This window comes from Clostridium rhizosphaerae (assembly GCF_016765585.1).
Lineage (GTDB): Bacteria > Bacillota > Clostridia > Clostridiales > Clostridiaceae > Clostridium_AT > Clostridium_AT rhizosphaerae.
The window spans coordinates 640,456-666,859 of sequence record NZ_JAESWC010000002.1; the positions used below are offsets into that span (position 1 = coordinate 640,456).

Genomic DNA, 26,404 nt, shown 5'->3' on the forward strand with positions numbered 1-26,404 from the left:
ACATGCCTAATTTCATTATCCAAATTAAGGTTTAAATGCAAGCATAAGGATTTTACAAATATTATAACATACTATTTGTAAAAGTTTTATAAAAAATTTATTAATTTTGTTTCTTATATATTTTATTACTTTCATCAAACTTATTAAAATAAGTTATTTATATTATCATCTACTATTAGCGTTGTATATAAGTTCCCAATAATAAACAACTACCTTTCAGAAAACTATTACATTGTCCATTTTTATTGTACTAAATTATACAGTTATGTCAAATTTAAATAAAAAACCTCTCATGCGAGAGGTTTTTTTTATAATTCATAAATTTCCATATTATTTATAGCTTCTTCTACTAGTCTATCAGTATCTAACACACTTTCTGCCTTTCTCATCATATCTAATGCAGGCTTTGTCTTAGGATGCTTTGGAACAAAAATAGTGCAGCAGTCTTCATACGGCAGAATTGAAGTTTCATAGGTTCCTATATTCCTCGATATATCCATTATATCCACTTTATCCATTGCAATTAGTGGCCTAAATACCGGTCTGTCGGCCACATCAGTACTAACTATAAGGCCTTCCATTGTCTGACTTGCCACCTGACCTATACTTTCCCCTGTTGTTACTGAGTTTATTTTAAGTTTGTCTGCCAAAGCACAAGCAATTCGCATCATAAATCTTCTCATAATTATAGTGAGTTCATCTTCCCTGCATTTATCAATTATGGACATTTGGATATCAGTAAATGGAACAACATATAATTTCACGCTGCCTGTAAAATCACTTAATATAGCAGCAAGCTGCTTAACCTTTTCCTTTGCTCTCTCACTTGTATAAGGATGACTGTGATAATACACACAATGAAGTTCCACTCCTCTTCTAGCCATCATATAACCAGCAACCGGTGAATCTATTCCCCCAGAAAGCATAAGCATAGTGCTTCCATTCATTCCATACGGAAGTCCTCCAACAGCTTTTATTCTTTTAGAATATACATAGGCATTGTCTCTTATTTCTACATTTACAGTAAACTGGGGCTTATTAACCTTAACGGTTAAACCAGGAACATTTTTTAAAATGTAAGCTCCTACTTCCCTACTAATATCCATGGAATTTCTTGGGAAATTTTTATTTGCTCTATTTGTTTCTACTTTAAAAGTGACCTGACCTGCTTCCTTTATTTCCTCTACAGCCTGACTTTTAATAGCCTCCATGGAAGCTTCAACTTCAGTAACTATACAAACCTCGGAAATGCCAAATACTTTTCTAACTTTATCAACAACTTCTTCTATTTCTTCAGAATAAATAAACCATCTTCCCTGATCCACAACAAACTCATATTTTGTCTCGTCAAGTACCTTCTTTATATTATCTTTAAGTTTTTTCTCAAATTTATTTCTGTTTAATCCCTTTAGAAATATTTCTGGGGCGCTTTTAACTAAAACAAGCTTTCTCATTTGCCAACTCTCCTTAAAAATCTTAGTGATTTATCAAGAACATCTATAGTATAATCAACTTCTTCTCTTGTATTATATTCATTAAAACTAAAGCGAATGGTTCCCTTTATTTCTTTCTCTTTTAATCCAATTGATTTTAACACATGACTGTCTTTGGTATCTTTAGATGAGCATGCTGAACCTGTAGATACATATATTCCGCCTTCTTCCAACAAATGAAGCAATACTTCCGATCTAACTCCTATAAATGAAACACTTAGCACATAAGGTGAAAAATCCTCACTTATTGGACTATTTATCTTAATATTATCAATACTTTGCAATCTACTTATAAAGTAGCTTTTTAAATCTAAAATTTTAGTATAATTTTGTTCCCGATTTTCATAAATTATTTCTGCTGCTTTTGCAAAGGCAGACATAGATGCTAAATTTTCTGTGCCGGAACGAAGATTTCTTTCCTGCCCTCCCCCAAATATAAGAGGCTTGGGAACTAAACCTTTTCTTACGTATGCAAATCCAATTCCTCTTGGCCCGTGAATTTTATGAGAACTAACAGACATTAAGTCTATCTTAGCCTTTTGCACATCAATTTTATACTTTCCATAACTTTGCACAGCATCTACATGAAACTTAATTCTGCTGCTTTTTTCCTTTAAGAGCTTACCTATAGAATATATATCCTGCAGTGTTCCAATTTCATTATTAACATGCATAATGCTTACTACTTGAGTATCTTTACAAATAGAATTTTCAAGCTCTTTTATATTTATTTTACCTCTATTATCTACGTTTAAATAGGTAACTATAATGCCTAAATTTTCAAGTTCTCTGCACATGTTTAACACACTAGGATGCTCAATTTTTGTTGTAATAATATGGGAACCTTCCTTAACAAAACCTCTTATTAAAAAATTGTTACTTTCACTGCCTCCAGAGGTAAATATTATTTCTTCCTTTGTACAGTTTATAGTTTTGGCTAATATTTCTCTGCTCTCATTCATTTTTGTTTCTGATATTAACCCAAGCCTATGAGCAGAAGAAGGGTTGCCGTAATAATTTTTCATAGTTTCAGCTATAACTTCAATAACCTCATCATAAGGTTTTGTGGTAGCGCTATTATCAAAATAAATTTCCATAACATCACTTCTTTCTATAGTATATAAAATAAAAATAAATAAGGCAAACAATAATGCCTGAAAGACTTACAAGCTGAGCAACTCTTATCGGACCAAGCATCAAACTGTCTGTTCTTAAGCCTTCAATCACAAACCTTCCCAGTGAATATAGTCCTACATATGTAAAAAATACAATTCCTTTTTTACTTGTTCTTTTTATAATCACAATTAATACTATAAAAACAAGTATATTCCATAATGACTCATATAAAAATGTTGGATGGTAATATGCTCCCTCGATATACATTCCCTTTTGAATAAATTTAGGAAAATGGCTGATAAACTGATAAGATACTTGGCCTCCATGTGCTTCCTGATTAAAAAAGTTTCCCCATCTCCCTATAGCCTGAGCTAAAATCAGTGATGGAGCAGCAGCATCTGCATAACTTAAAAGGCTAAGTTTCTTCTTTCTAGTATATATGTAGGCAGCTATTAATGCAAAAATTACTCCTCCATGAATTGCTAAACCTCCTTGCCTTATGTTTATAATTTCAGAGGGATTAGCAGAATAATATGGAAGATTAAAAAGAACATAATATGCTCTTGCTCCAACTATGGCTGCTGGAAGTGATATAAGTATTATATCCATCATACTGTCATAACTTAGTTGTCTTATATTGCAAGTATAGGAAGTAAGAAGTATTCCAATTATCATACCAAGAGAAATTAGTATACCATACCATCTCACATCTATTCCAAATAAGTTAAATGCTATTGGATTCATATTTTTTCCTCCTTATAAACTGTAATTCTAATTAACATAATTTATAATACCATAAAAATAATAAAAGTTTATATTAATATTATTTTGTTTACAAAGAAAAAAATTAACCCTCAAATTTAAACTTGAGGGTTAAAGATTTTTTTATAAATAGTTTGTGATAATCTAAATATTAGTTCTGCGTAAATCACCCCAAAGACAACATCCAAAAGCACATGCTGCTTAATAAATAAAGTTGATATTATTATTAATAGTGCAGTAATCGAAACTATAAAATTATTCCTCCTATTTCTTATAGAACTGCTCATAATGCCTTTTACCATTAAATAGCTCGTTAAAACGTGGATGCTTGGAAAGCAATTGTATGGCTGATCTGCACTATATATAATTTGTATCATAGAAGTCAGTATACCGTTTCCTGTTAATTCTGGTCTTGTAACAGTAGTCTGAAAAAAGTAGAAGGTTATAAAAGAACAAATAAGCCCTGCTCCATAGCTAATAAGTGTTTGAAAGTAAGCATTTCTATCTTTGAAGCATAAATATGCCATTGTAAAAAATATAAAGCCGTACCAGGCTACATATGGAACTATAAATATTTTCATAAAGGGTATTGCATTGTCTGCTGCAGTTATTAAACTGTGCACCTCTCTTTTCGAATTATTCAAGGCTATATAAAATATATTTAAAGGCAGGAGCCCAAGCATTGCACAAAAGGCTAACATATTTTCCTTTAATTTTTTAATAGCACTACTATCCTTTTGAAGAACTTTTTCCATTTTCAGAACCTCCATTACAATAAAATCTTTAATTATATCTTTAGCTATTCTGCCTTTTATATTACGCATTTTTTATTACACATTATAATTTTGTTTACTTTATCACCATATAATACTATAATCACTTGGTATTTTATACCATATATAAACTTTTTTGCGTAAACCCCATATTTCTATTTATATAAAAAACTCTGGAAAAGGTGATAGTATATAATGTGTTAGAACTTTTGCATCATATATTAATTTTTTCTTAAATCATATATGTTTCCATAGTTTCCAAAATAAATTTATATATAATTATATTAAGCTATTTAAATTTTTTTTAAAAATGATACAATATAAATTGTTGAATTTGGGACAAGGGTGATAAAATGGGTATGCAAATACAATTTACTTCTTTAAAAGATGTTAGAAGAACAAACAAAAACAGAAAACCTAAGCTAATAATTTACTCTATTTTAATAATATTATTAGCTGCTAATTTAAGCGGTTTATATATTGGAAATATATTTTATAAAAAAGCCTTTGATATAGATACAAAAAAGGAAGTGGATCTTTATGAAGCTAGCAAAACAACTTTTAATGAGAGGCGTTTTGTAAATCTTCAGAAGGAAGAAGTGTCTATAAGTTCTAAAAATAATTATAAATTATATGGAACATATATAAAAAATTCTAAAGCTACTAAGGACACAATTATACTTGTTCATGGCTTAGCAGGAAGCAGATGGACAGTTCTTAAATATGCTGATATGTATCTAGATAAGGGGTATAATATACTTATTTATGATTCTAAAAATCACGGCCACAGCGGCGGCGATAATGTTACTTATGGTTATGATGAGAAGAATGACTTAGACAGCTGGGTAAGATGGGTGTATCTAAAAAATAAAGGTGGTATTATTGGTGTACATGGTGAATCTATGGGTGCCGCCACTGCCCTTTTACAGGCAGAACTAAATGAGGATAAAAAGAGAGTAAGCTTTTATATAGCTGATAGTTCCTATGCTGATTTGAAGGATGAATTTCTACTAAGATTAAAAGATGATTATAAGATTAATAATAAATTTACCGCTAATATATTGTTGTTTTATACTGAAAAAGTAAATCAATTAAGAAATAATTTTAAGTTCAATGAGGCTTCGCCAAAATATATCATGAAAGATATATCTACACCTGTTCTTTTTATACAAGGTGATCAGGATAACTTTATTCCTAAAAACTCTTGTGAAGATTTGTATAAGTTAAAAAGCGGTCCAAAGGAGCTTTTTATAGTCCCTAATGCCTCACATATTAAGTCCTATGAGACTAACCCTGATGCTTATAAAGATAAAGTATACAATTTTATTGACAAAGTTACTGGCAGCAAATAAAAACTCGGCTTTTTACAAAACCGAGTTTTTTTTATTCTTTGAAAATTCTATGCCTTCTTGTACTGTTTCTGTGGAAACAGTACTGATGCTATTACGCTCAATATTAATATAGATATTATTATAAGCAGCGAGGTTAAGATAGGTATTTCTATACTAAAGAATAAAATTAGGAGCTTAACACCAGTAAAAGTTAAAACCAAAGCTACTCCATATTTTACATAGCAGAATGCACTGTGAAGCTTTTGAAGTACAAAGTAAAGACTTCGCAGCCCTAAAATAGCAAATATATTGGAAGTATAAACAATAAACGGGTTGGTAGTTATAGAAAATATTGCTGGTATTGAATCAATAGCAAACAATATATCCGAAGTTTCTATAAGAAAAATAATAGCAAAAAGAGGTGTTGCATATAACACATTATTTATTCTGATGAAAAACTTTTCACCATGTATACTATTAGTAGTTGGTATTATCTTATCCAATATTCTTAGCAATCTGCTCCCATTATATGTATTATCATCTTCTTCCTTAACCATCATCTTAATGCCGCTTACCAAAAGTATAGCCCCAAAAATATATAATACCCAGTGAAACTTATTGACAATAGATACTCCAAGTGTAATAAATAAGAACCTAAGTATAACAGCTCCAATAATTCCATAATTCAATACTCTTCTTTGATATATTACTGGTATTCTATAGGCCTCAAATATCATTAAAAACAGAAATAAGTTGTCCACACTAAGACTGAGTTCAATTACATATCCACCTAAAAACTTCAAAGCACTATCTTGTCCTAAAGTAACGTAGATACCTATATTGAATAACACTGCTAATAGTATCCAAAACAATACCCAAAATACTGCATTTTTTGTTTTCAAAACCATCTCTCCTTTTATATAAATTTTTACTGCTTCTACTCATATAATATTATGATTAGAAAGCAAAAAATAAAACTCTGCATAAATACAATAAATGTATTCATGCAGAGTCTGGCTACTTTATAAACAAAACCGGGCTTTTAAACCGTACTGACGATTTTGTTGCCTGTTAATACAGGAAGCTACTCCCTCATGCTTCTTTATTATAAAATAACAATTTATAAAATACAATAAAAATATAAAATTTGAATTAAATTTGTTTATTTGCTTAATAGTTTTATATTAATTGTTATAAGAGAGTTGCTTACTTTTACTTGACTCTTATTCTTATTTTTAACCTGCTTTTTATCAGATTCTAAATCTTTTCTCTCATCTTCTGCTTCTGCGTTTTCATCTACCGCATTTTCAAGGATAGAATTATTTTTTGCTTTTAGTTTCATCAAAGTTGTAGCTGCTGCACATATACCAAGGACAGTTGTTAACGCTATCGTATTTTTCCTCATTAATATTACCTCCAAACATAATCTGTATTATATTTATGCTGATATAAATAATTTAATGAGTTGCATCTGCTATGAATTTATTATTTCTCCTCCATTTACATGTATTGTTTCTCCAGTTATAAAGGTAGACGCATCTGAAGCTAAAAACACGTAGGCTGGAGCAAGCTCTACTGGCTGTCCTGGTCGTCCTAAATTAGTATTGCTGCCAAACTTAGCCACTTCTTCTTCATTAAAGGACGCTGGTATTAGAGGAGTCCATATTGGTCCTGGCGCTACTGCATTAACTCTTATGTTACGCTTAGATAGAGAAATAGCTAGTGAACGTGTAAATGTGGTTATAGCACCTTTCGTTGAGGAATAGTCTATAAGGGTTTCATGTCCCTTATAGGCAGTTACTGAAGACGTATTTATAATGATACTTCCTTCCTTCATGTGAGGAAGACAGGCTTTTACCATATAAAACATAGAAAAAATATTTGTTTTAAAAGTTCTTTCAAGCTGTTCCTTAGTTATGTCCTCTATACTGTTTTGAGGATGCTGTTCAGCTGCATTATTTACTAATATATCAATTTTACCAAATGTATCCATAACCTTTTTTACTGCATCATAACAATTTTTTTCCTCTCCTATGTCACCGTCAATAATTATACATCTCTTTCCTTTATCTTCAATAACTTTTTTTGTTTCTTCTGCATCCTCATGTTCATTAAGATACATTATTGCAATGTCAGCACCTTCTAAGGCATAGGCTGTCGCAACAGCTCTTCCAATCCCGCTGTCTCCTCCTGTTATAATAGCTACTTTTCCCTGCAGTCGATTTGAGGCTTTATAGTCCGGATCCTCAAATACCGGTCTTGGATTCATAATTTTTTCTATACCTGGTTGTTTATTTTGCTTTTGAGGTACTATTTTTTTAGGAAAATTCTTTGCTGCATCCATTTAAAACTTCTCCTTTCTTTAATTAAATATAAATATCAACTATAGTATCTATTTCTTAAATTTTATTATTCAAACAAATAACCCTTATACTTTTGAATACATTGAAGATAATAATTAGTGATATAAAATATGGATACATGATAATTAATAGTTGTTATGTATTAATAAAATTATAGGAGGTATATTTATGAAAGAGCTTCATTATAAAGAAAAATTTATGGCTATGCCTATTGAAAACCATGAAACTGCAGCATGGGCTAATATTGAAAAAACAAAACCACTATCAAATGTTAATGTTCCAGATGAATGGATGATTGCTAATGCTAAGGAATATGTAGACGAAAACGAAAAGTAATAAAAAATCCCCGAAATTCGGGGATTTTTTATTACTAGTTTTTTAATACTGCATATCAGCAAGTCTCTTATAGTTCATGTACCTTTCTCTAGCATTTTTCTCTGAAATTCCAAATAATTCATCTGCTCTTTCAGGGAATGTATTCATCAATGAGGAGAATCTTATTTCGCCTTCGAGGAACTCTCTGTAGGCAGCTATTGGCTCCTTGGAATCTAATGTAAATGGATTCTTGTTTTGATCCTTAAGAAGAGGATTGTATCTGTATAAATGCCAGTAACCAGCATCTACAGCTTTTCTTTCTTCCTTTATTGAACTTCCCATACCAACCTTTATACCGTGGCTGATACATGGAGCATATGCAATTATTAATGATGGTCCTGGATATCTTTCAGCTTCAACTATTGTCTTTATTGCATGGTTCATGTTGGCGCCCATAGCTATTTGTGCAACATATACATAGCCATAGCTCATTGCCATCATTCCAAGATCCTTCTTTCTTGTATTCTTACCAGCAGCAGCAAACTTGGCAACTGCACCAGTTTGAGAGGACTTGGAAGCCTGGCCTCCAGTATTTGAGTAAATTTCAGTATCCATGACAAATATATTAACATCTTCTCCTGAAGCTAGAACATGGTCAAGTCCTCCGTAGCCTATATCGTAAGCCCAGCCGTCTCCACCTATCATCCAGAAAGATCTCTTTGTCAGATAATCCTTCTTTTCAAGAATTTCTTTAGCAATTTTGTGATTTGAATACTTGTCATTGCTTAGTATTTCAATAATCTTATTAGAAGCAAGTTTTGAACCTTGACCATCATGGATGTTTTCGAGCCAGCTTCTAAATGTGCCTGTAACTTCTTCCGGAAGATCTGACTCAAGGCCTTCTTCCATAAGATTTTTAAGTCTGTTTCTTACTTGGTTTGCGCCTAGATACATTCCATAACCAAATTCAGCATTGTCCTCAAACAAGGAGTTAGCCCAAGATGGACCCTTTCCTTCATGATTTGTTGTATATGGTATTGATGGAGCGCTGGCACCCCAAATTGATGAACAGCCTGTTGCATTTGCTATCATCATTCTTTCCCCAAATAATTGAGTTAGTAGTCTTATATATGGAGTTTCTCCGCAGCCTGGGCAAGCACCATTAAACTCTAATAATGGTCTTACAAACTGACTTCCCTTTAGGGTATTTCTATCCAATAGGTCTTCCTTTGGTTTTAGGGTCATTGCAAATTCCCAGTTTTCAGCCTGCTCAAGTATCTGTTCTTCAAGAGGCTTCATGATAAGAGCCTTTCCTGGTGCCGGACATACATCTGCACAGTTTCCACATCCAGTACAATCAAGAGGTGTAACCTGTATTCTATAGCCAAAGCTTTCAAGCCCTTTTCCTGCTGCCTTTTTAACGAGGAATTTCTCAGGAAGCTTCTTCTGCTCTTCCTCATCAACAAGGAATTGTCTTATGGTAGCATGAGGACATACATAAGCACACTGTCCGCATTGTATACATTTATCTATTTGCCATTCAGGAACATTTATTGCAATGCCGCGCTTTTCGTAGGATGCCGTTCCAAGTGGGAAAGTACCGTCTTCCATACCAACAAAAGCACTTGTCGGAAGCTCGTCGCCTTCGTGTCTTTCCATTGGTCTAGCGATATTCTTAATAAAGTCAGGTTCTACTTTAATATTTCCTACCTCGTCTTTTGCATCTGCCCAATGAGATGGAACTTCTATCTTTCTAACCGCTTCAAGCCCTCTGTCAACAGCTGCATAATTCATTTGAACTATCTTTTCGCCTTTTCTTCCATAAGTCTTTGATATTGATTCCTTTAAATAATTAACAGCATCTTCTATTGGAATAACATTAGCAAGCTTGAAGAAAGCTGACTGCATTATCATATTTATTCTGTTGCCAAGGCCAATTTCTTTAGCTATTGAAACTGCATCAACTATGTAGAAGTTAATATTGTTTTTAGCCAAGAATCTTTTCATATTAGCTGGAAGCTTAGTTTCAAGCTCTGTAGGGTCCCAAGGGCAGTTAAGCACAAAGGTGCCACCTTGCTTTAAGCCCTTTAATACATCTATGTTGTATATAAAAGATCTATTGTGGCAGGCAATATAGTCCGCATTGAACACTAAATAAGGAGATCTTATTGGGGACTTTCCAAATCTTAAGTGAGATACTGTGCTTCCGCCTGACTTCTTGCTGTCATAGGAGAAATAAGCTTGAGCATAAAGGTTTGTGTTGTCTCCAATTATCTTAATGGCACTCTTGTTTGCTCCAACCGTACCGTCTGAGCCAAGTCCGTAGAACTTGCAGCTTATTGTTCCTTCTGGAACTGTACTAATTATTTCATCCTCTGGAAGTGAGGTGTTGGATACATCGTCAACTATTCCTATAGTAAATCTGTCCTTAGGCTCCTCATGCTCTAAATTCTTAAATACAGCAAGTATTTGAGAAGGCCTTGTATCCTTTGAGCCAAGTCCGTATCTTCCACCAACTATTACTGGGCTGTTTTCTCTGTTATAGAATAGTTTAGTTACATCAAGATACAAAGGCTCCCCAAGTGAACCTGGTTCCTTTGTCCTGTCTAATACAGCTATTTTTTTAACGCTCTTAGGCAAAACATCAAAGAAGTATTTTTCTGAGAAAGGCCTGTATAAGTGAACCTTGATCATACCTACTTTTTCACCTTTGCCTCTTAAATAGTCTATAACTTCACTTGCTGTGTCGCAAACTGAGCCCATTGCGATTATTATATTTTCAGCTTCTGGATCTCCATAATAGTCAAATGGATGATATTCTCTTCCAGTTATGTTCTTAAATTCTTTCATGTAGTTCTCTACTGTGTCAGGAACAGCCAGGAAAAATGGATTTGAAACTTCTCTGCCCTGGAAGTATATATCTGGATTTTGTGCTGTACCTCTAACTACTGGGTGATTGGGGTTTAAAGCTCTATCTCTGAAAGCCTTAATAGCGTCATAATCTACCATCTTAGCTAAATCATCATATTCTATAACTTCAATTTTTTGAATTTCATGAGAAGTTCTAAAGCCATCGAAGAAATGTAAAAATGGCACTCTTCCCTTAATAGCACTAAGATGTGTAATAGCCGCCATATCCATAGCTTCCTGAACGTTTGAAGATGCTAAAAGTGCAAAGCCAGTTTGTCTTGTAGCCATAACGTCCTGATGGTCTCCAAATATTGATAGAGCATGAGTTGCTATGGCACGAGCGCTAACATGAAATACTGCAGGAAGAAGCTCTCCCGCCATTTTGTACATGTTAGGAATCATTAATAGTAAACCTTGCGCAGCTGTATAGGTTGTAGTTAATGCACCTGCCTGCAGTGAACCATGAACTGCACCAGCTGCTCCTGCTTCCGATTGAAGCTCTACTACTCTAACCTGCTGATTAAAAATATTTTTCTTTCCATGTGCAGACCATTCGTCAACACCTTCTGCCATTGGAGTTGATGGAGTTATTGGATATATAGCTGCAACATCGGTAAAAGCATAGGAAACATATGCTGCAGCCTGGTTTCCATCCATTGTTTTCATATTTTTTTGCATGAAACTAATCCTCCTCGTATGTAATATAAAAATCACCCTAATGTTATTTACTTATTTATTATTTGAAAGTTGAGGAATAGTATGCATATTTTTAGCAAATTTTTCCTAGATTTTTAAAAATAAAAAGCGAGCAGTTCTATTTTAATACTGCTCGCTCAAATTTTTTTATAAGATTTTATTTAGACTTTTAAGTTAATTAACTTTGAGGAAATCTTATTACTAAAATTCTATAATTCCTCCATTAGCTTATCTTTTAAATTAAATGGATTTATAGTATATGGTATTTCTATACCCCTAAGTTTTGAATCATTTTTGCTCTGAACTAAATATTCAAGATACACGGTTCCTGCATCAACTGTTCTGTCTATTGATTTTTGTGCTATTTCTACACCAACTATTCTATTAAACTTTTTTTCTAATATTTCTTTATCGAAAGGAAAATCATACTTTTGAATTATAATCTTTTCTCTGTCAAAATCAATTGTAGTGACCCTTTTCAATTCATAAAACACCATTAAAAATTTAAATACAGCTATAGCTAGTAATATAAATAAAATTCCTAAAACTATATAAACAAGTATCATAGATATAGTCCCCATTATTTCTCCCTTAAAAATAGAACCACTAATATGAAATTTGTCAGCTACATAGGTTCTAAGTTTGCTAGCAGCTATGCATACAGCAGAGACTAATAATATCACAAATACTTTTTTAATTAATTCTCCCAATATCCCTTTAATGTTAGTTTTTAAAATTACAGCACCTTTGTTCATTAGTATACCCCCCATACTTTTGTCGAAGCTAAATATTAACAAACGTCGCTTCATCCACTTTAATTCTTTTTTACTAAAATATGCCACATATATATTATATCACAAAAAAGGTAAATACAATATACAGTTTTACCATTTATAAACTCAAATCTAAATAATTACAGGCAACTTATGAATAAACTGTAAATTAGTAATAATTATTATCATTTGATATTGATTTTTATTTAATTTGTGATTATAATAAAATCATCAACTAACAAATATTACATAATATTAATTCTAATAAATCACTTAGATATGAAAGGAAGATAAAAAATGAAATATGAATTACCAAAATTAAACTATAATTATAACGCTTTAGAACCGTATATAGATGAATTAACAATGACAATACATCATACTAAACATCATGCTGCATATGTAAATAATCTTAATGCTGCACTTGAAAAATATCCTGAACTTCAAGATAGAAATCTAGAAGATTTACTAGTTTCACTAGATTCCTTACCAGTAGATATTAAAGCCGCTGTTAGAAATAACGGAGGAGGTCATTACAATCACTCAATTTTCTGGTCTGTAATGGTACCTGATTCAACTGGAAAACCCTCTGGTGAATTAGCTGAAAAGATAAATGAAAGGTTTGGGAACTTAGAACAATTTAAAGAGCTTTTTGGTAAAGCTGCAATATCTAGATTCGGAAGCGGATGGGCTTGGCTAGTAATTTCTAAAGAAGGTTTATTAGAAATTGTATCTACAGCAAATCAGGATAATCCAATTTCTGAAGGTCATAAGCCATTGCTTGGTCTTGACGTTTGGGAACATGCTTATTATTTGAAATATCAGAATAAGAGACCGGATTATATAAATGAATGGTGGAATGTAGTAAATTGGGAAGAAGTATCAAACAGATATAATTCCTTAAAATAATTTAAATTGCTTTATCTCCAATACTAAAACATATGTAGCCTCTGCAAAATTTTTTCTTACTGCAGAGGCTATTTTTTTATTCTAAAAAAAAACTTTTTAAATATAAATGTATTAACTAAAGATTTAGGGATATCTTCCTAACAATTACAACTATAAGGAGGTAAGAATATGGCAAAAAATAAGGATAAAAAACAGCCTAAGAAAAACGACAATAAAAAATCTTCTTCCAGCAGCAGCTCAAAAAACAATTCAAAGAAAAAGTAATATTTTAATTTTAACATTGTATTAAAAGGCTGTATCTGCATGTGCAGATGCAGCTTATATAAAAAAATCTCTAGTTTTATTCAACTAGAGATTTAAAAATTAATAATATGTTCTTGAGCTTCTTCTTCTTGTATTCTTAATTTTAAGAATTAGACCTAACACTCCTAATATAACTATTATAACTGCCAATCCTAATCCAATATAAAGAGCAAGGTTTTGCTTTACTATATCCTTTGTTGATATAGTGCTGTATACTTTAAAGCTTCTATTAGCTTCCCTCTCTTTTATGTTTATAGTTCCTGCTGATTTATCAGAACTTAGGTTCCAAACATTTATTTTATCAATATTATATTCTTCTTTTAATTCCTTCTTATTTATATCATTATTGTAATAACTTATATCTTCATGAAGAACAAAAGGTACTTCAATCTTCTTTTCTGGCCCAAAGAATCTAAATGGTTTATAGGTTAAGGTTTCTGTTTTAACAGTATCGCCATTTTTATGAAGTTGAACTTGCTTTTCATTATAGCTCCAGTCAATTATCTTTTTCATATCATCAAAAACAGCAGAATCTTGACTATCGTAAACTGATTTCATAACAACGCCAACAAGCTTTCTTCCATCTCTTTCATAAAATGCCACCAAAGCTCTTCCGGCAGGTTCTGTATATCCTGTTTTTCCACCTACGCAGCCATCAACGCCAACAAGCTTATTTCTATTTTCAAGTAATAATATGGCTCCTTTGGAAGTTGTTATTTTACTGTTTTTCTTGGCCATAGTTTCTCTAACCCAATCATTTTTAAAAGCTTCTCTTGCAATAACACTTAAATCATAAGAAGTTGTATAGTGATTTGGATCATGTAGTCCATTTGGAGAAACAAAATTAGTATTTTTCAATCCTAACTTTTTTGCTCTATCATTCATTAAATCAACAAACTTTTGAGTATTGCCACTTACATTATCTCCTATCATATATGCAACATCATTAGCTGAGAATAAAAGCAGGGCATCCATTGTGTCTGAAGCAGACATGCTCTCTCCTATATCCATCTTATGTAAGTTCTTATCTAGAGAATACTCAGGTTGTTTTTTTGCACTCTCTGTATATTTAATTTCATCACTTTTACTTTTATTTTCCGCAAAAAGCAGTGCAGTCATTAACTTAGTGGTGCTTGCTGGATATTCTTTTTCATCTATATTGTTATTATAAATTATTTCTCCTGTTTCAATATCCATAGTAATTCCAGCTTTACCTTGAATCTTAGGCATTCCACTGTCAGCAGCCTTAACTTGCCCTACATTTGCAACAATTAATAGTGAAGCTAATAAAAAGCTAATAGCAGTACGTTTCATTCAGCATCTCTCCATTTTTTGATATTTTTCACCTTTATTAGAGGTTTTTCACCTTTATCAGTATAACATTTATATCTTTTAAGGACAAGCAATTGTAGCATGAAAATTATAGAAGAAAACATAAAGGTCGAAACTAAACAGTTTCGACCTTTATGTTTTCTTCTATTGGAATATTCTAACGAATTTTATTGAATATATATCACATAGAAGTTGTGTTCCTTCAGGTTCTCTTAAGATAATATAGCTTATTCCCACCTTCTCTAGTGTACCTGTTCTATCCTGATAAGTATTTGTTCCAATGAGAAAGCTAACCAACATTCTTTTCCCTATTTGTGTTCTTAAGTAGCCCTGTGTATAGTTAATATCCTGCTGAACTGGTGCTCCCGGCTGCATTTCAAAATTATTCTGAAATTGACCAGAGGCAGCATTCATCCCCTGAACGGCTTGTGGTGTTGGAAAAGGCGGTATAGCAGTAGTTCCTCCTGGTGCTAATGCTGGCATCCCTGCAGAAATGACGGGCATTCCTCCTGGTCCTTGTTGAAACATAGGCATTTGCATATTATCAGAAGTCATTGGTGTATTGTCCATTTGTCTAAATGGACAATCATATAAATATTCAGAATTCATAAAGCTCCTCCTCTTTATATTAATTTAATATAGATCTTAATTGAAAACATAATGCAATAATCAAGTTTTATAATAAAGTGCTGTTGGATTATAAAAGCAATGTTGATTTACCCTTACCTGAAAACTTCCAGTTCCATTATAAGGAAAAGTATATGGGCAAGAGGGATTAAAAGGATTAAAGTACCAAAGTGATGCTCCAACTGTAAAAAGTCTGTTTCCGGATATAGCCCAATCAGCAATCTGATAGTGTATATCTTCCGGTGGATTTGCCCAAACAGTCTGAGGATTTTGAGCTCCTCCAAGTGTAGGACGTACACAGTCAAATTGACCCTTTTGATAAATTATGTTTCTAATACTTCCCTGTCCTATTCTTTGGTATTCCCCGCTAGCAGCATTCACTCTATTCATTATTACGCTTGCCACGGCTTTCATCCCATTTTCGCCTTCCCCACCAGCTTCACATTTTAGTATCCTTGCAAATAGTTCTCTATTATCATACGCCAATCGCACTTCACCTCATCAAATCAACTCATACTACTATCTTATTAACTTGCATCGAAAATTGTTCTTATTTTTTTAATTTTTTACCTACTTTTTTTATGCAACTGAAAAACCGGCTGAAATTCTCAGCCGGTTTTATATTAATTAACTTTATATACATTCAAAATTATTCTTCTTTCCTTAAAATCTTTGAAACCCTGGGAGCTCTGATTCTATGTGCCGACTCCAGTCCGGAACCCAAAAGAGGTCTTACATAAAACTTAAAAGCATCTGTAACGTTATTTCCTTCAGTATTAATGAATTCATCGCACATATGCTTTGTTTTTCCGGCAACATCTTTAAGAGGCGTTATCTTATAATCCACTGAATAGTAACCGGTTCTATGTATAGTTATTGAACCATCTATATTATGCCAAATAGCAAATTGAGCAGCTTTTTCTCCTACTTCTCTAGCTTCATGCTGGTCTACATCAGAAACACAACCCATAAAGGAACGCTGAAGATACCCAAATGTATCTGATCTTACTCTTTTGATATTCAAATTTTTCTTTATATAATTAGCTAGTAAATTTCCTAAGGCGCCTGTTCCTGATAATTGTATGTTTCCATGAGCATCTTTCTCCACATCATCTATAAGCTTTGTAATTATTGGCACTCCATTTTTATCCTTTATTCCTTCTGAAACAGCTATAACACATCGCCCATGCTTATCGTAAACTTTTTTAACATCCAGTAAGTACTTTTCCATATCAAAAGGTCTTTCTGGAAGATATATTAAATGAGGTCCATCATCAGGATACTTTTGGGCTATAGATGAAGCGGCAGTTAAAAATCCTGCATCTCTTCCCATTACAACACCAATATAAACTCCAGGAAGTGCTCTGTTATCAAGATTTGCTCCTATAAAGGCATTAGCTATAAATCTAGCAGCGGATCCATAGCCTGGTGTATGGTCATTTATCATTAAATCATTATCAATAGTCTTTGGTATATGTATAGCTCTAAATTCATAATCGGATTTTTTTGCCTGCTCATTAACTATTCTTACAGTATCAGCAGAATCATTACCTCCTATGTAGAAGAAATATCTTACGTCATGGGCTTTGAGCACTGAAAATATTTCTTTGCAGTATTTTTCATCAGGTTTATCTCTTGTAGAAAAAAGTGCTGAGGATGGTGTTACAGCCACTTGCTCTAAATTGTGTGTTGTTTCTTGAGTTAAATCAAAAAAATCTTCATTAATAATGCCTGATACTCCATTTACAGCCCCATATACCTTTGTAACCTGCATAAACTTTCTTGATTCCAACACCACTCCAACTAAGGACTGATTAATAACAGCAGTTGGGCCGCCGCCTTGAGCCACAACTACTTTCCCCTCAAGTTTCATATATCTTTCCTCCTTTAGTTATCCCTTAATCCTATGGTATAATTTTACAATACATTTTTTCTCAAAACAATAAATATTTTAATCAAAAAAACATGTTTTAGAAATTAATCTAAAACATGCTTCCTTTTTATTCTAATATATCCATTTGTTCTTTTCTATTTTCTTGTTTTGCCTTTAAGTTTTGAAGAGCTTGAGAATCCATATGATCTCCATTGTGTTCGATGTAGCCTTCAGAGAAAGTATAATTTTTCTTTAAACTTTCAAGCTGATCATCAGTATCATTTTTCGTGTTATCTCCATAAACTATAGCATTTTTGAGATTTTCTATTTGCTCATCTCTTGCACTTTGAACTTCATAAACATGAGGAAGTCTGTCAGGATCTCCTATATCTGAGTGTTGCTCTAAATGTCTTTCTGTCCTTGTTTTATTTTCAACTAAATTTATTAAATCATCTACTCTTCTTTCATTCTCTTTTTGCTGCGCTTTTTTTTGTTTTTCTGCATCTTTATTACTCATATTCATTCCTCCTACTTCTAAAGCTAACATAACTTAAAAAGTGCTATACACTTTCTTATAATCTCAATAATATTGTTGCTAACTTTCATTATTAAAATACTATTTAAAACTTACCAAATTACATAACTATATCTTCCATACCTTTATAGTAAAAATTAATTTTCATAAGTGAAAGCATATAGGATATAATGATTTTATAAAGTTTTAATTATAAGATGGTGGTGTTACGATGAATGAAACAATAAATTTAATAAAATCACATAAATCCATACGAAAATATTTAAACAAACCTGTGAAAGACAATATTATAAAAGAGATAATCTCTTCAGCACAGGCTGCATCTACTTCAAGTTTTATGCAGGCTTATACAATAATTAATGTTATGGATATAGAAAAAAGAAATACTATAAGAATTTTATCTGGTGACCAAACCTACATTGAAGAATGTCCTCTGTTTCTTGTTTTTTGTGCTGATCTTCATAAATTTGAAATTGCAGGCAGCTTAAATAGTGAACAAATTGAACAAGGATATACAGAAGCTTTCATAATTGCAACAGTAGATACGGCTTTGGCAGCCCAAAATGCTATGCTTGCTGCAGAGTCCCTAGGTCTAGGAGGCGTTTACATAGGAGGTATCAGAAATAATCCAAATGAAATATCAAAACTTCTGGAATTGCCTGATAATGTTTATGCTGTATTTGGCATGTGCCTCGGTTATCCAGCTGATAATCCTGAAACAAAGCTCAGACTTCCCCTTGATGCAGTCTGCTGTACTGATAAATATGATATCGACAGTAAAATAGACTTAATTAAACAATATGATAAAAAAATAAGTGATTATTATATAGAAAGAACCAATGCTCTGCGAAGTGATACATGGACAAGACAAATGGCCAAACATATGAGTAAGCCTTTAAGACCTCATATGAAAGAGTTTTTAGATAGAAAAGGCTTTTTAAAAAAATAATTTTGAGAGGATTTATTTAATGAAGCAAAAGATATATGAAATTCCCATTTGGGAAGCTTATGAAACAAAAAACTGTGAATGCCCTCTTTGCAGTATAGAAAAAAAATCTGATGACAATTTTATACAAACCTTATTTTCTGAAATGGTTATGGATGTCCGCTTAAACCCTCACCTTGTTGAAAACTATGATTTTTGTCATGAACACTTCGAAAAGCTATATAGATATCCGGATAAATGCGGCTTAGCTGTACTCACTAATAGAATTTTACACTTGAAAAAAGAAGCCTTAAAAAGTAGTGAGCTGCCACGAAAAAGTGTCTCTAAAAACCCAATCAAAAAACTATTTATAAAAAATATAGAGACGATTCAGGATAAAAAGGAATGCTTGCTATGTAATAAATTAGATGAAAGTATGAATAATTATATGAAAACTTTAGTTAATCTTTGGGTAAAGGAAGAAAATTTTAAGGAGATCTATAAAAATTCAAGAGGATTTTGCTTAAAACATTACAATCAAGTACTTAAAATCTCTTCTGTTATAATCAATAATCAACTTAAACAGGAAGAGTTTATTGAGATTACTTCAAAGATTCAAGAAGAGAACTTAAACAGACTTCAGCAGGAATTGGAGTGGTTTATTTCAAAGTTTGACTACCGCTTTGCTAATGAGCCATGGAATACTTCAAAAGATGCTTTAATAAGAACTATACAAAAGCTTATAGGAAATTATAATACAAAAATATAATATTGATAACAATTCTTATTTACAAACTCATCTCATTATGCTATTATAATAAAGGCTGTTGGCGCCAAATTACCGCAATATAATAACATTATATTGGAGGTATACTATGGCAAGATATTTAGGACCTAGATTTAAAGTAGCAAGACATTTGGGCGTAAATGTATTTAATCACCCAAAAGCCTTAAATAGAGGTGCAAAGCCTCATAGAAATCTCTCTGAATATGGAGAGCAACTTTTAGAAAAACAAAAACTCAAAGCATATTACGGTGTACTTGAAAAACAATTTAGACGTTATGTGTTTGATGCACTAAATTCTAAGCAAAAATCTGAAGAGTTTTTAATACAAAACTTAGAAAGAAGATTGGATAATATAGTATATAGACTTGGTTTTGCTTCTACTCTAAGACAAGCAAGACAAATGGTTGTACATGGCCATGTCCTAGTTAATGGAAGCAGAATAGATATACCTTCCTACAAAGTTAAAGTAGGTGAGGTGCTTACGTTAAGAGAAAAATCCAGGAAAAATGAAATGTTTACTGAAAATTTCATATGTACTGAAAATGTGTACAGTTATCTTGAAAAAGATAAAAATGACTTTTCAGGTAAGCTGACTAAGCTTCCTATAAAGGATGAAATCCCTATAAACTTAAAATTTTCAAAAATATTAGAGTTTTACTCTAAAAACTAATTATTAATTTGTATGCAAAAACCGGACTGTCTTATATAACTTTATGAATTGAAGCTATATAAACAATCCGGTTTATTATATTAAAACAACCATTATTTCATAATAATCTTCAAGCATCTGTTCATCATATATTTTCCTTCCCATAAGCCTGTAAATTATATCTTCTTTCTTATATCCTTCCTTGAATAGCTTTAAGTCCTTAAAAAACTTTTTAGCTCTAGTTTTATTAAGTTCAAGAATAATAATCAGTTCCTCCATAGTGTAAAAATTCTTATTCAATATATTTCTAAGCTTTTCCTGCATTTCTAGCTTATACTCAATATCTATTTTACTGTTTCTATGGGGACCCTGTTTACCTCTATGATGCTCAGGGCATAAATATTTATAATTTAGAGGAAAATCCAATCCTCCTTCATTCTTATGAACTATATGATGAATATCAGCTTGTCTGCTGCAAACCTCACACTTATACAATAAGAATTTCCTCCTTCTCTTAATCTTTACTATTTATAATTCTTATTAATAAGAGTACTTTTTAATTTATATGTTCTTTATTATATTATATGCAGTAAATTCTTTAAGTTTATTATATCATATTTATGCTAATACTTTGACATTATTAATAAAATTCCAATAAAATAATATCACTTCTATTTATTGTAATTACAGTTTGTTATCTATAAAATTTTTTATGAGTAACGAAACATATTCTGGCTTTTCTTCCTGAGGTCCATGCCCACAATGCTCTATTATTATAAGCTGAGAATCTATCATATCTCTGTTTAATCTATAGCCATCTGACAGGGGAATCCACTTATCATTTTCTCCCCAAATAATAAGAGTTGGTACTTTTATGCTTTTAACTTTTTCGTAGTCAAACTCTGTAAAGCTTAAATTTTTAACTAATTCTATAAACGCTTCTATACTTCCTTTTGTTTTCATAGGTTTATAATATCCTTCTATCGTATCTTCACCTATAATTTTATCATTATAGAAAGCCCATCTAATAATTCTTTTAACTAATTTTCTACTCATGCAAAACTCTAACATCTTCAAAGTAATCTTTAAACGGCTTAACTTTACTAAAAATTTTGTAACTTCCTTATTTCCTTGATATCCTGCACTGTCTATAAGTATCATTCCTTTAATCTTATGCGGATATTTTAAAGAAGTATTTAATGCTACTTCTCCTCCAAGAGAATTGCCAACAATTATAGTCTTATCTATATTATAATAATTCATAAGAGCTATGGTCTGATCTGTAAATATATCTATGCTATATTTTGAATCTTTTTTTTCTGAAAGACCTGCACCTGTAAAATCCATACCGAACACATGAAAATCTTTAGAAAGATCGTCTATAAGATATCTCCAAGTAAATATTGAAGCAGCTATTCCATTCAAAAAAATTATGTTTTCACCTTTTCCTTTTTCAACAATATATGTTTTTGAACCATTTAAATTTATAAATCGTCCGTTGCCACCAAAAATACTTTCATCAGCTAGTTTTTTCTCATTATAGTATATTTCTCTGCTCACTTTATCACCTGTTCTAAATATAAGATTTTTACTAAGAAATTTAACTTAAAGCCTTATATTTTATTTAAATTTAAGTGCTGTTTAATAATAGTGTTGATATAAGCATGTTCTTTTATATTTTAGAAAGCAAATCTACTGCAAACCATCATGGTTACAGTAAATATTTAAATATTTTTATAGGTTTATAGGTTTATAGGTTTATATTTAAATATGTAAATAATAAAAATGCCATTACTTGCTTTTAATAAAAACCTGTTCAAGAAGAGTATTGATACAAAATGTTTTTTATATTGTAGAAAGCATTAGTGCCGATATTAATACGACTTTGAATAACAAGCAGGATTTCAACACGTTTCTTTAACAAAGCCTAAATTTAAATTTATATCTTTTATATTATCCTCAATATGGTAAAATTAAACCTGATGCATTTTATAATATAATTTATCACAAAATAATATACTATTTATATCTGAATTTATTTGATTTAAGAAGGTTAAAGTCCTTAATTGGCTTTAAAGGAAAGTTTACCAGTGAAAGAAGGAATGATCTTGGCAAGATATAAAACAAAAAGCTTTTTAAAAAGCATTATTTTTAGATATATAGATGATGAAATCACTGCTATGGCTTCACAGCTAGCTTACAGTTTGCTATTAGCTTTTTTCCCTTTCTTGATATTATTAATGACATTAGTAGGCTATAGTTCTGTAAAAAGTGAAGATGTTCTTACAGCCTTAGGCACCATTCTTCCTATTGATGTTCTAAAATTAGTAAAAAATACTGTTGTTGAAGTTGTAGATACAAGACGCAGTGGACTATTATCAATAAGTATGATTACAACTATATGGACTGCCTCTAACGGATTTAATGCTGTAATTAGAGGGCTCAATAAAGCCTATGATGAAAGGGAAAAAAGGCCTTATTGGAAAGTCCAGCTAACTGCAATTTTATGTACAATTGGATTAGTGCTTATAATAATAACAGCCTTTGCGCTTTTAGTTTTTGGAGAAGTAGGTGTAAAATTTTTAATAAATAGATTTCATGTTACTCCTAGAGTTGAATATATAATTGATTTTGCCAGATATATTATTGGATTGACTGCAATGATAATCGTATTTAATGCAGTATATAGATACACACCTAGTAAGAGACTTACTTGGGGAGAAACATTCCCTGGTGCAGTTTTTACTACTATAGGATGGACTTTAATATCTGTAGGATTTTCTTATTATGTAAATAACTTTGGCAGCTATTCAAAAATTTATGGAAGTCTTGGTGCAGTTATAGCATTAATGTCCTGGCTTTTTATAAGTTCAGTTATTATACTTATTGGCGGTGAAATTAATGCTACTTTAGCTTATAGAAAACTAGATTTAGAAAAGCATAAAGGAAATAAATATTAAGAATTACTAAAGCAGCACTCACTGTAATAGTGAATGCTGCTTTATTTTAACTACATATGTGATCCATTTTCACTCTGCCTCACTGCTCTGGCTTTTCCATGAACCTGGGCATCATTTCCTGTATCTTTATATCCTGTTTCAGAATTTAGACTATTAAAAGTTTTATCCATCATAGATTGATTTTTAGCCTCTTCTACAGTATTCTTTCTTTTATTCTGAGCCATTAAATCATCTCCTTTAAATTTTAAAGTTTTCACTACTAGGTTGCCCAGAAAAAAGAACTTTTAATACTACTTTGAAGTTACCAGAAATAATAAAAGAACCTGTAAATTATGTAAATTTGTATTATTAAAATTACAGGTATTCCAAACACAAACTTAAAGTGTCTTGTCTTATGATTAAACATTCTCATTCCAATTAAAATTCCTAAACTCCCAAACAAAATTGCAATTATAAAAAGCCTCTGTTCAGGTACTCTCCAATATCCTTTTTTTGCTTTCTTCTTATCAGAATACATAACAAAAACAGCAAAAATATTAATAATAACTAGATATAAAAACAAATAAAACACTATGTACCCCACATCCTATTCTATACTTCATTAATTATTATATTATAACAGATTAGTAATTATTTATTTCCTTATAATATAAACAGCATAAAAAATTAAAATTGCACCTAAAAGCTGTATTATAGTAACAGGTTCTTTTAAAATTAAAAATGAAAGGAGCATAGCGGTTGGAGTCTCTATGTTTCCTATAATTGAGGCTTTTAAAGAACCTATATATTTTATTGCTGCGTACATAAGAGTTAGAGGAATTATTTCGCAAAATAAAGCTAATATAACAGTATATTTAATCATATTTGTAGAAACTTTACCCTGAAATATAAATACAGGGAACTTGTACAACATTAAGCTCAATAGGGAAAACAGCGTAGAATATGCATTTATTGCAAGCGGTTCTACATTTGAAAGCCTATGTTCAGAGTAAATATTCATAAATGCATAAAATACGGCTGCCAAAATACCAAAGAGTATACCTAAAGGCGAGTATTTAATTTCCCCTTTCATTAACCCTAAAGCAAATATACATCCTATAAAAGCTAAAATAAGTGCTAGTATTTTATGCATGCTTATTCTTTCTTTTCCAAATATAACAGAATAAAAAAATACGATTATTGGATAGGTGTATAGTAGTATAGTTACCATAGACATTGGCAAATAACTGTAGGATTTATAATAAAATACTGTCATGAATGTATTTCCAACTACTCCTAAGACAAATAAATGAAACAGCTCCTTTTTAGAGGCCCTCATTCTGCTCCTATTAAAAACAAACAGCAGTATAAACATGAGCGGTACCGCAATGAAGTATTGTAAGGTTAACAAATCTACAGATTCAGTTCCTTCTAGAAAAGCAAGTTTTACAATAAGCCCCGCACTACCAAAAAATATTGCAGAGATTATTGAATATAAATATCCTTTTTTCAAAATAATCACCATATATTAAATTCAGCATAATTCTAAAACTTATTACGCCGTTTTTTCTTTCCTATTAATTAGTCTAAATAAAGTTAATAAAACCCCTAAAATGCATATTGCTGCAGCTGTTCTATATACAAACATCATAGCGTATACAAACACGTCCTCTCTTCCTTCTACAAAGCTTACAACTGTATATCCAATCTTAGCACTCATTCTATTATAAAGTAAGGTTAAAGAAAAAGCTATTCCAAAAACCATTCCCAAGTTTCTTATAAGAGCATTTATACTCGCGGCAATTCCAAGCTTATATTTTGGTGCGGTTGACATTACCAAAGAATTATTAGGAGACTGAAAAAGTCCGTTTCCTATTCCTAGTACACTCATACTCAGTATTATTGATATAAAGCTTGAATTTAAGTTTAAAAATGATAGAAACAATAATCCTAAAGCTGTTAATACAAGCCCTAAGAGTGTTAATATTTCACTGCCTATTATATCAGATAGATATCCGCTTAAAGGTGCCACCAGGGCTACTGTGATAGGATAAACCATCATAAGCATTCCTGCTACTTGCGCATTAGTCTTAATCGCATTTTGAAGATAAAAAGGATGTATAATATTTGTACAAAATATAGTTAAAAATGATATAAAAGCACAGATGATACTTATAGTAAATAACTTATTATGAAACAATGAAAACTCAAGCATAGGATACTTAGCTCTTTTTTCCCAAAAATAAAAAACTATTAAGCAAACTGCGGCAACAATAAAACCTGACAAAATATAGATATTACTCCATCCAAATTCTTCTGCACTCAGCATTGACCAAAATAAAGATACAACAGCAATCGAAAAAAATACTGCGCCTAAAAAATCAAAGCTTTCATTTATCGTTTTAGTGTCCTTAGGCAGAAGTTTAACTCCAAGTAAAAACGCACCAATTCCTATTGGAACATTTATCAAAAAAATTGATTCCCAGTTAAATAGTCCAACCATTATTCCACCTAGTGGAGGTCCTATCATTGTCCCTAAAGCTACGGTAGTACCAGAGAGTCCAAGTGCCCTGCCTCTCTCGTTTTCTGGAAATACGCTTGTTATTATAGCTTGACTGCAGGACATAGTCATAGAAGCTCCAACAGCCTGTATTATTCTTGAAATAATAAGAGTGCTTACACTTTTTGAAATACCGCAAAACAATGAACCTATGGAGAATATTAAAAAACCATATTGATAAACAAGTTTTTTACCTTTTAAATCGGCAATTCTTCCAAATGTTAAAATCATTGAGGAAATCACTATTAAATAACTTGTAACAACCCATTGTATCGCAGACATTCCTACGTCAAGCTGTTTTGCTATTGTAGGAAGAGCTACATTAACAATACTGCTGTCTAATGTAGACATAAAAGGTCCTATTAAAACTACAGCTAGAATAAGCCATCTATTTTGAGCCTGTTGTTCTTTAGCATATATCATAATTTTCTCC

27 protein-coding genes are annotated in these 26,404 nt (G+C 31.6%); 7 read left to right on the plus strand and 20 right to left on the minus strand.

The features are described from left to right. Positions 1-308 precede the first annotated feature (308 nt). From thiI to JK636_RS06305, 4 genes are all read right to left on the minus strand, one after another. Entirely contained in the window at positions 309-1,454 is a 1,146-nt protein-coding gene (thiI, locus tag JK636_RS06290; RefSeq protein ID WP_202747964.1) for a tRNA uracil 4-sulfurtransferase ThiI, read from the minus strand. Continuing rightward, a complete protein-coding gene (locus JK636_RS06295; protein WP_202747965.1) occupies positions 1,451-2,590 on the minus strand; it encodes a cysteine desulfurase family protein in 1,140 nt (379 codons plus the stop codon). The genes thiI and JK636_RS06295 overlap by 4 nt, the downstream gene beginning before the upstream one ends. A 4-nt stretch (positions 2,591-2,594) precedes the next feature. Further along, positions 2,595-3,353: a prolipoprotein diacylglyceryl transferase gene (gene lgt, locus JK636_RS06300; protein WP_202747966.1), complete on the minus strand. Its 759-nt coding sequence runs from the start codon at positions 3,351-3,353 to the stop codon at positions 2,595-2,597. A gap of 116 nt (positions 3,354-3,469) precedes the next feature. Then, entirely contained in the window at positions 3,470-4,126 is a 657-nt protein-coding gene (locus JK636_RS06305) for a phosphatase PAP2 family protein (protein ID WP_202747967.1), read from the minus strand. A gap of 371 nt (positions 4,127-4,497) precedes the next feature. On the opposite strand from JK636_RS06305, the gene JK636_RS06310 reads away from it, so the two are divergent. Beyond that, positions 4,498-5,496, plus strand: coding sequence for an alpha/beta hydrolase (locus tag JK636_RS06310; protein WP_202747968.1), 999 nt, complete (start codon positions 4,498-4,500; stop codon positions 5,494-5,496). Positions 5,497-5,543: 47 nt separating this feature from the next. On the opposite strand, the gene JK636_RS06315 is transcribed toward JK636_RS06310, so the two are convergent. The 3 genes from JK636_RS06315 to JK636_RS06325 form a co-directional block, all read right to left on the minus strand. Continuing rightward, on the minus strand, positions 5,544-6,383 hold the full coding sequence (locus JK636_RS06315) for a TerC/Alx family metal homeostasis membrane protein (protein WP_274601592.1): 840 nt from the start codon (positions 6,381-6,383) through the stop codon (positions 5,544-5,546). Between the two features lie 254 nt (positions 6,384-6,637). Beyond that, positions 6,638-6,880 carry a hypothetical protein gene (locus tag JK636_RS06320; protein ID WP_202747971.1) on the minus strand — a complete coding sequence of 81 codons (243 nt, stop codon included), beginning with the start codon at positions 6,878-6,880 and terminating at the stop codon, positions 6,638-6,640. Positions 6,881-6,949: 69 nt separating this feature from the next. Beyond that, entirely contained in the window at positions 6,950-7,819 is an 870-nt protein-coding gene (locus tag JK636_RS06325; RefSeq protein ID WP_202747972.1) for an SDR family oxidoreductase, read from the minus strand. 187 nt (positions 7,820-8,006) lie between these two features. Between JK636_RS06325 and JK636_RS06330 the strand changes: the two genes are divergently transcribed. Continuing rightward, a complete protein-coding gene (locus JK636_RS06330) occupies positions 8,007-8,174 on the plus strand; it encodes a CDIF630_02480 family spore surface protein (protein WP_202747973.1) in 168 nt (55 codons plus the stop codon). A gap of 42 nt (positions 8,175-8,216) precedes the next feature. Here the strand turns inward: JK636_RS06330 and nifJ are convergent, their stop codons facing one another. Both nifJ and JK636_RS06340 read right to left on the minus strand, forming a co-directional pair. Then, on the minus strand, positions 8,217-11,741 hold the full coding sequence (gene nifJ, locus JK636_RS06335) for a pyruvate:ferredoxin (flavodoxin) oxidoreductase (RefSeq protein ID WP_202747974.1): 3,525 nt from the start codon (positions 11,739-11,741) through the stop codon (positions 8,217-8,219). 227 nt (positions 11,742-11,968) lie between these two features. Then, positions 11,969-12,514, minus strand: coding sequence for a hypothetical protein (locus tag JK636_RS06340; RefSeq protein ID WP_202747975.1), 546 nt, complete (start codon positions 12,512-12,514; stop codon positions 11,969-11,971). Positions 12,515-12,829: 315 nt separating this feature from the next. On the opposite strand from JK636_RS06340, the gene JK636_RS06345 reads away from it, so the two are divergent. Continuing rightward, on the plus strand, positions 12,830-13,441 hold the full coding sequence (locus JK636_RS06345; protein WP_202747976.1) for a superoxide dismutase: 612 nt from the start codon (positions 12,830-12,832) through the stop codon (positions 13,439-13,441). Between the two features lie 363 nt (positions 13,442-13,804). On the opposite strand, the gene JK636_RS06350 is transcribed toward JK636_RS06345, so the two are convergent. The 5 genes from JK636_RS06350 to JK636_RS06370 all read right to left on the minus strand — a co-directional run bounded on the left by JK636_RS06350 (position 13,805) and on the right by JK636_RS06370 (position 18,093). Further along, positions 13,805-15,058: a D-alanyl-D-alanine carboxypeptidase family protein gene (locus JK636_RS06350; RefSeq protein ID WP_202747977.1), complete on the minus strand. Its 1,254-nt coding sequence runs from the start codon at positions 15,056-15,058 to the stop codon at positions 13,805-13,807. Positions 15,059-15,220: 162 nt separating this feature from the next. Next, on the minus strand, positions 15,221-15,685 hold the full coding sequence (locus tag JK636_RS06355; protein WP_243428126.1) for a hypothetical protein: 465 nt from the start codon (positions 15,683-15,685) through the stop codon (positions 15,221-15,223). Between the two features lie 60 nt (positions 15,686-15,745). After that, positions 15,746-16,189, minus strand: a complete 444-nt coding sequence (locus JK636_RS06360) for a cell wall hydrolase (RefSeq protein ID WP_202747979.1) — start codon at positions 16,187-16,189, stop codon at positions 15,746-15,748. Between the two features lie 163 nt (positions 16,190-16,352). Beyond that, a complete protein-coding gene (locus JK636_RS06365) occupies positions 16,353-17,576 on the minus strand; it encodes a 6-phosphofructokinase (protein ID WP_202747981.1) in 1,224 nt (407 codons plus the stop codon). Positions 17,577-17,703: 127 nt separating this feature from the next. Next, positions 17,704-18,093, minus strand: coding sequence for a hypothetical protein (locus JK636_RS06370; RefSeq protein WP_202747982.1), 390 nt, complete (start codon positions 18,091-18,093; stop codon positions 17,704-17,706). Positions 18,094-18,322: 229 nt separating this feature from the next. Between JK636_RS06370 and nfsA the strand changes: the two genes are divergently transcribed. The 3 genes from nfsA to rpsD all read left to right on the plus strand — a co-directional run bounded on the left by nfsA (position 18,323) and on the right by rpsD (position 20,493). Then, positions 18,323-19,060 (plus strand): oxygen-insensitive NADPH nitroreductase, encoded by a 738-nt coding sequence (gene nfsA, locus JK636_RS06375; protein ID WP_202747983.1) that lies wholly within the window; start codon positions 18,323-18,325, stop codon positions 19,058-19,060. A 19-nt stretch (positions 19,061-19,079) separates the two neighbouring features. After that, complete coding sequence (locus tag JK636_RS06380) at positions 19,080-19,805, plus strand: DUF6062 family protein (protein WP_202747984.1); 726 nt, start codon at positions 19,080-19,082, stop codon at positions 19,803-19,805. A 106-nt stretch (positions 19,806-19,911) separates the two neighbouring features. After that, complete coding sequence (gene rpsD, locus JK636_RS06385; protein WP_202747986.1) at positions 19,912-20,493, plus strand: 30S ribosomal protein S4; 582 nt, start codon at positions 19,912-19,914, stop codon at positions 20,491-20,493. 75 nt (positions 20,494-20,568) lie between these two features. Here the strand turns inward: rpsD and JK636_RS06390 are convergent, their stop codons facing one another. Both JK636_RS06390 and JK636_RS06395 read right to left on the minus strand, forming a co-directional pair. Then, positions 20,569-20,967 carry an HNH endonuclease signature motif containing protein gene (locus JK636_RS06390; protein WP_202747988.1) on the minus strand — a complete coding sequence of 133 codons (399 nt, stop codon included), beginning with the start codon at positions 20,965-20,967 and terminating at the stop codon, positions 20,569-20,571. 189 nt (positions 20,968-21,156) lie between these two features. Further along, positions 21,157-22,032, minus strand: coding sequence for an alpha/beta fold hydrolase (locus JK636_RS06395; RefSeq protein ID WP_202747989.1), 876 nt, complete (start codon positions 22,030-22,032; stop codon positions 21,157-21,159). Between the two features lie 542 nt (positions 22,033-22,574). On the opposite strand from JK636_RS06395, the gene JK636_RS06400 reads away from it, so the two are divergent. After that, a complete protein-coding gene (locus JK636_RS06400) occupies positions 22,575-23,432 on the plus strand; it encodes a YihY/virulence factor BrkB family protein (protein ID WP_202748770.1) in 858 nt (285 codons plus the stop codon). 50 nt (positions 23,433-23,482) lie between these two features. Here the strand turns inward: JK636_RS06400 and JK636_RS06405 are convergent, their stop codons facing one another. The 4 genes from JK636_RS06405 to JK636_RS06420 all read right to left on the minus strand — a co-directional run bounded on the left by JK636_RS06405 (position 23,483) and on the right by JK636_RS06420 (position 26,394). Further along, a complete protein-coding gene (locus tag JK636_RS06405; RefSeq protein ID WP_202747991.1) occupies positions 23,483-23,656 on the minus strand; it encodes a hypothetical protein in 174 nt (57 codons plus the stop codon). Positions 23,657-23,733: 77 nt separating this feature from the next. After that, positions 23,734-24,003, minus strand: coding sequence for a DUF1294 domain-containing protein (locus JK636_RS06410; protein WP_338025732.1), 270 nt, complete (start codon positions 24,001-24,003; stop codon positions 23,734-23,736). A 63-nt stretch (positions 24,004-24,066) separates the two neighbouring features. Then, positions 24,067-24,933 carry a DMT family transporter gene (locus JK636_RS06415; protein ID WP_338025755.1) on the minus strand — a complete coding sequence of 289 codons (867 nt, stop codon included), beginning with the start codon at positions 24,931-24,933 and terminating at the stop codon, positions 24,067-24,069. A 33-nt stretch (positions 24,934-24,966) separates the two neighbouring features. Continuing rightward, positions 24,967-26,394 (minus strand): MFS transporter, encoded by a 1,428-nt coding sequence (locus JK636_RS06420; protein ID WP_202747994.1) that lies wholly within the window; start codon positions 26,392-26,394, stop codon positions 24,967-24,969. Positions 26,395-26,404 lie beyond the last annotated feature (10 nt).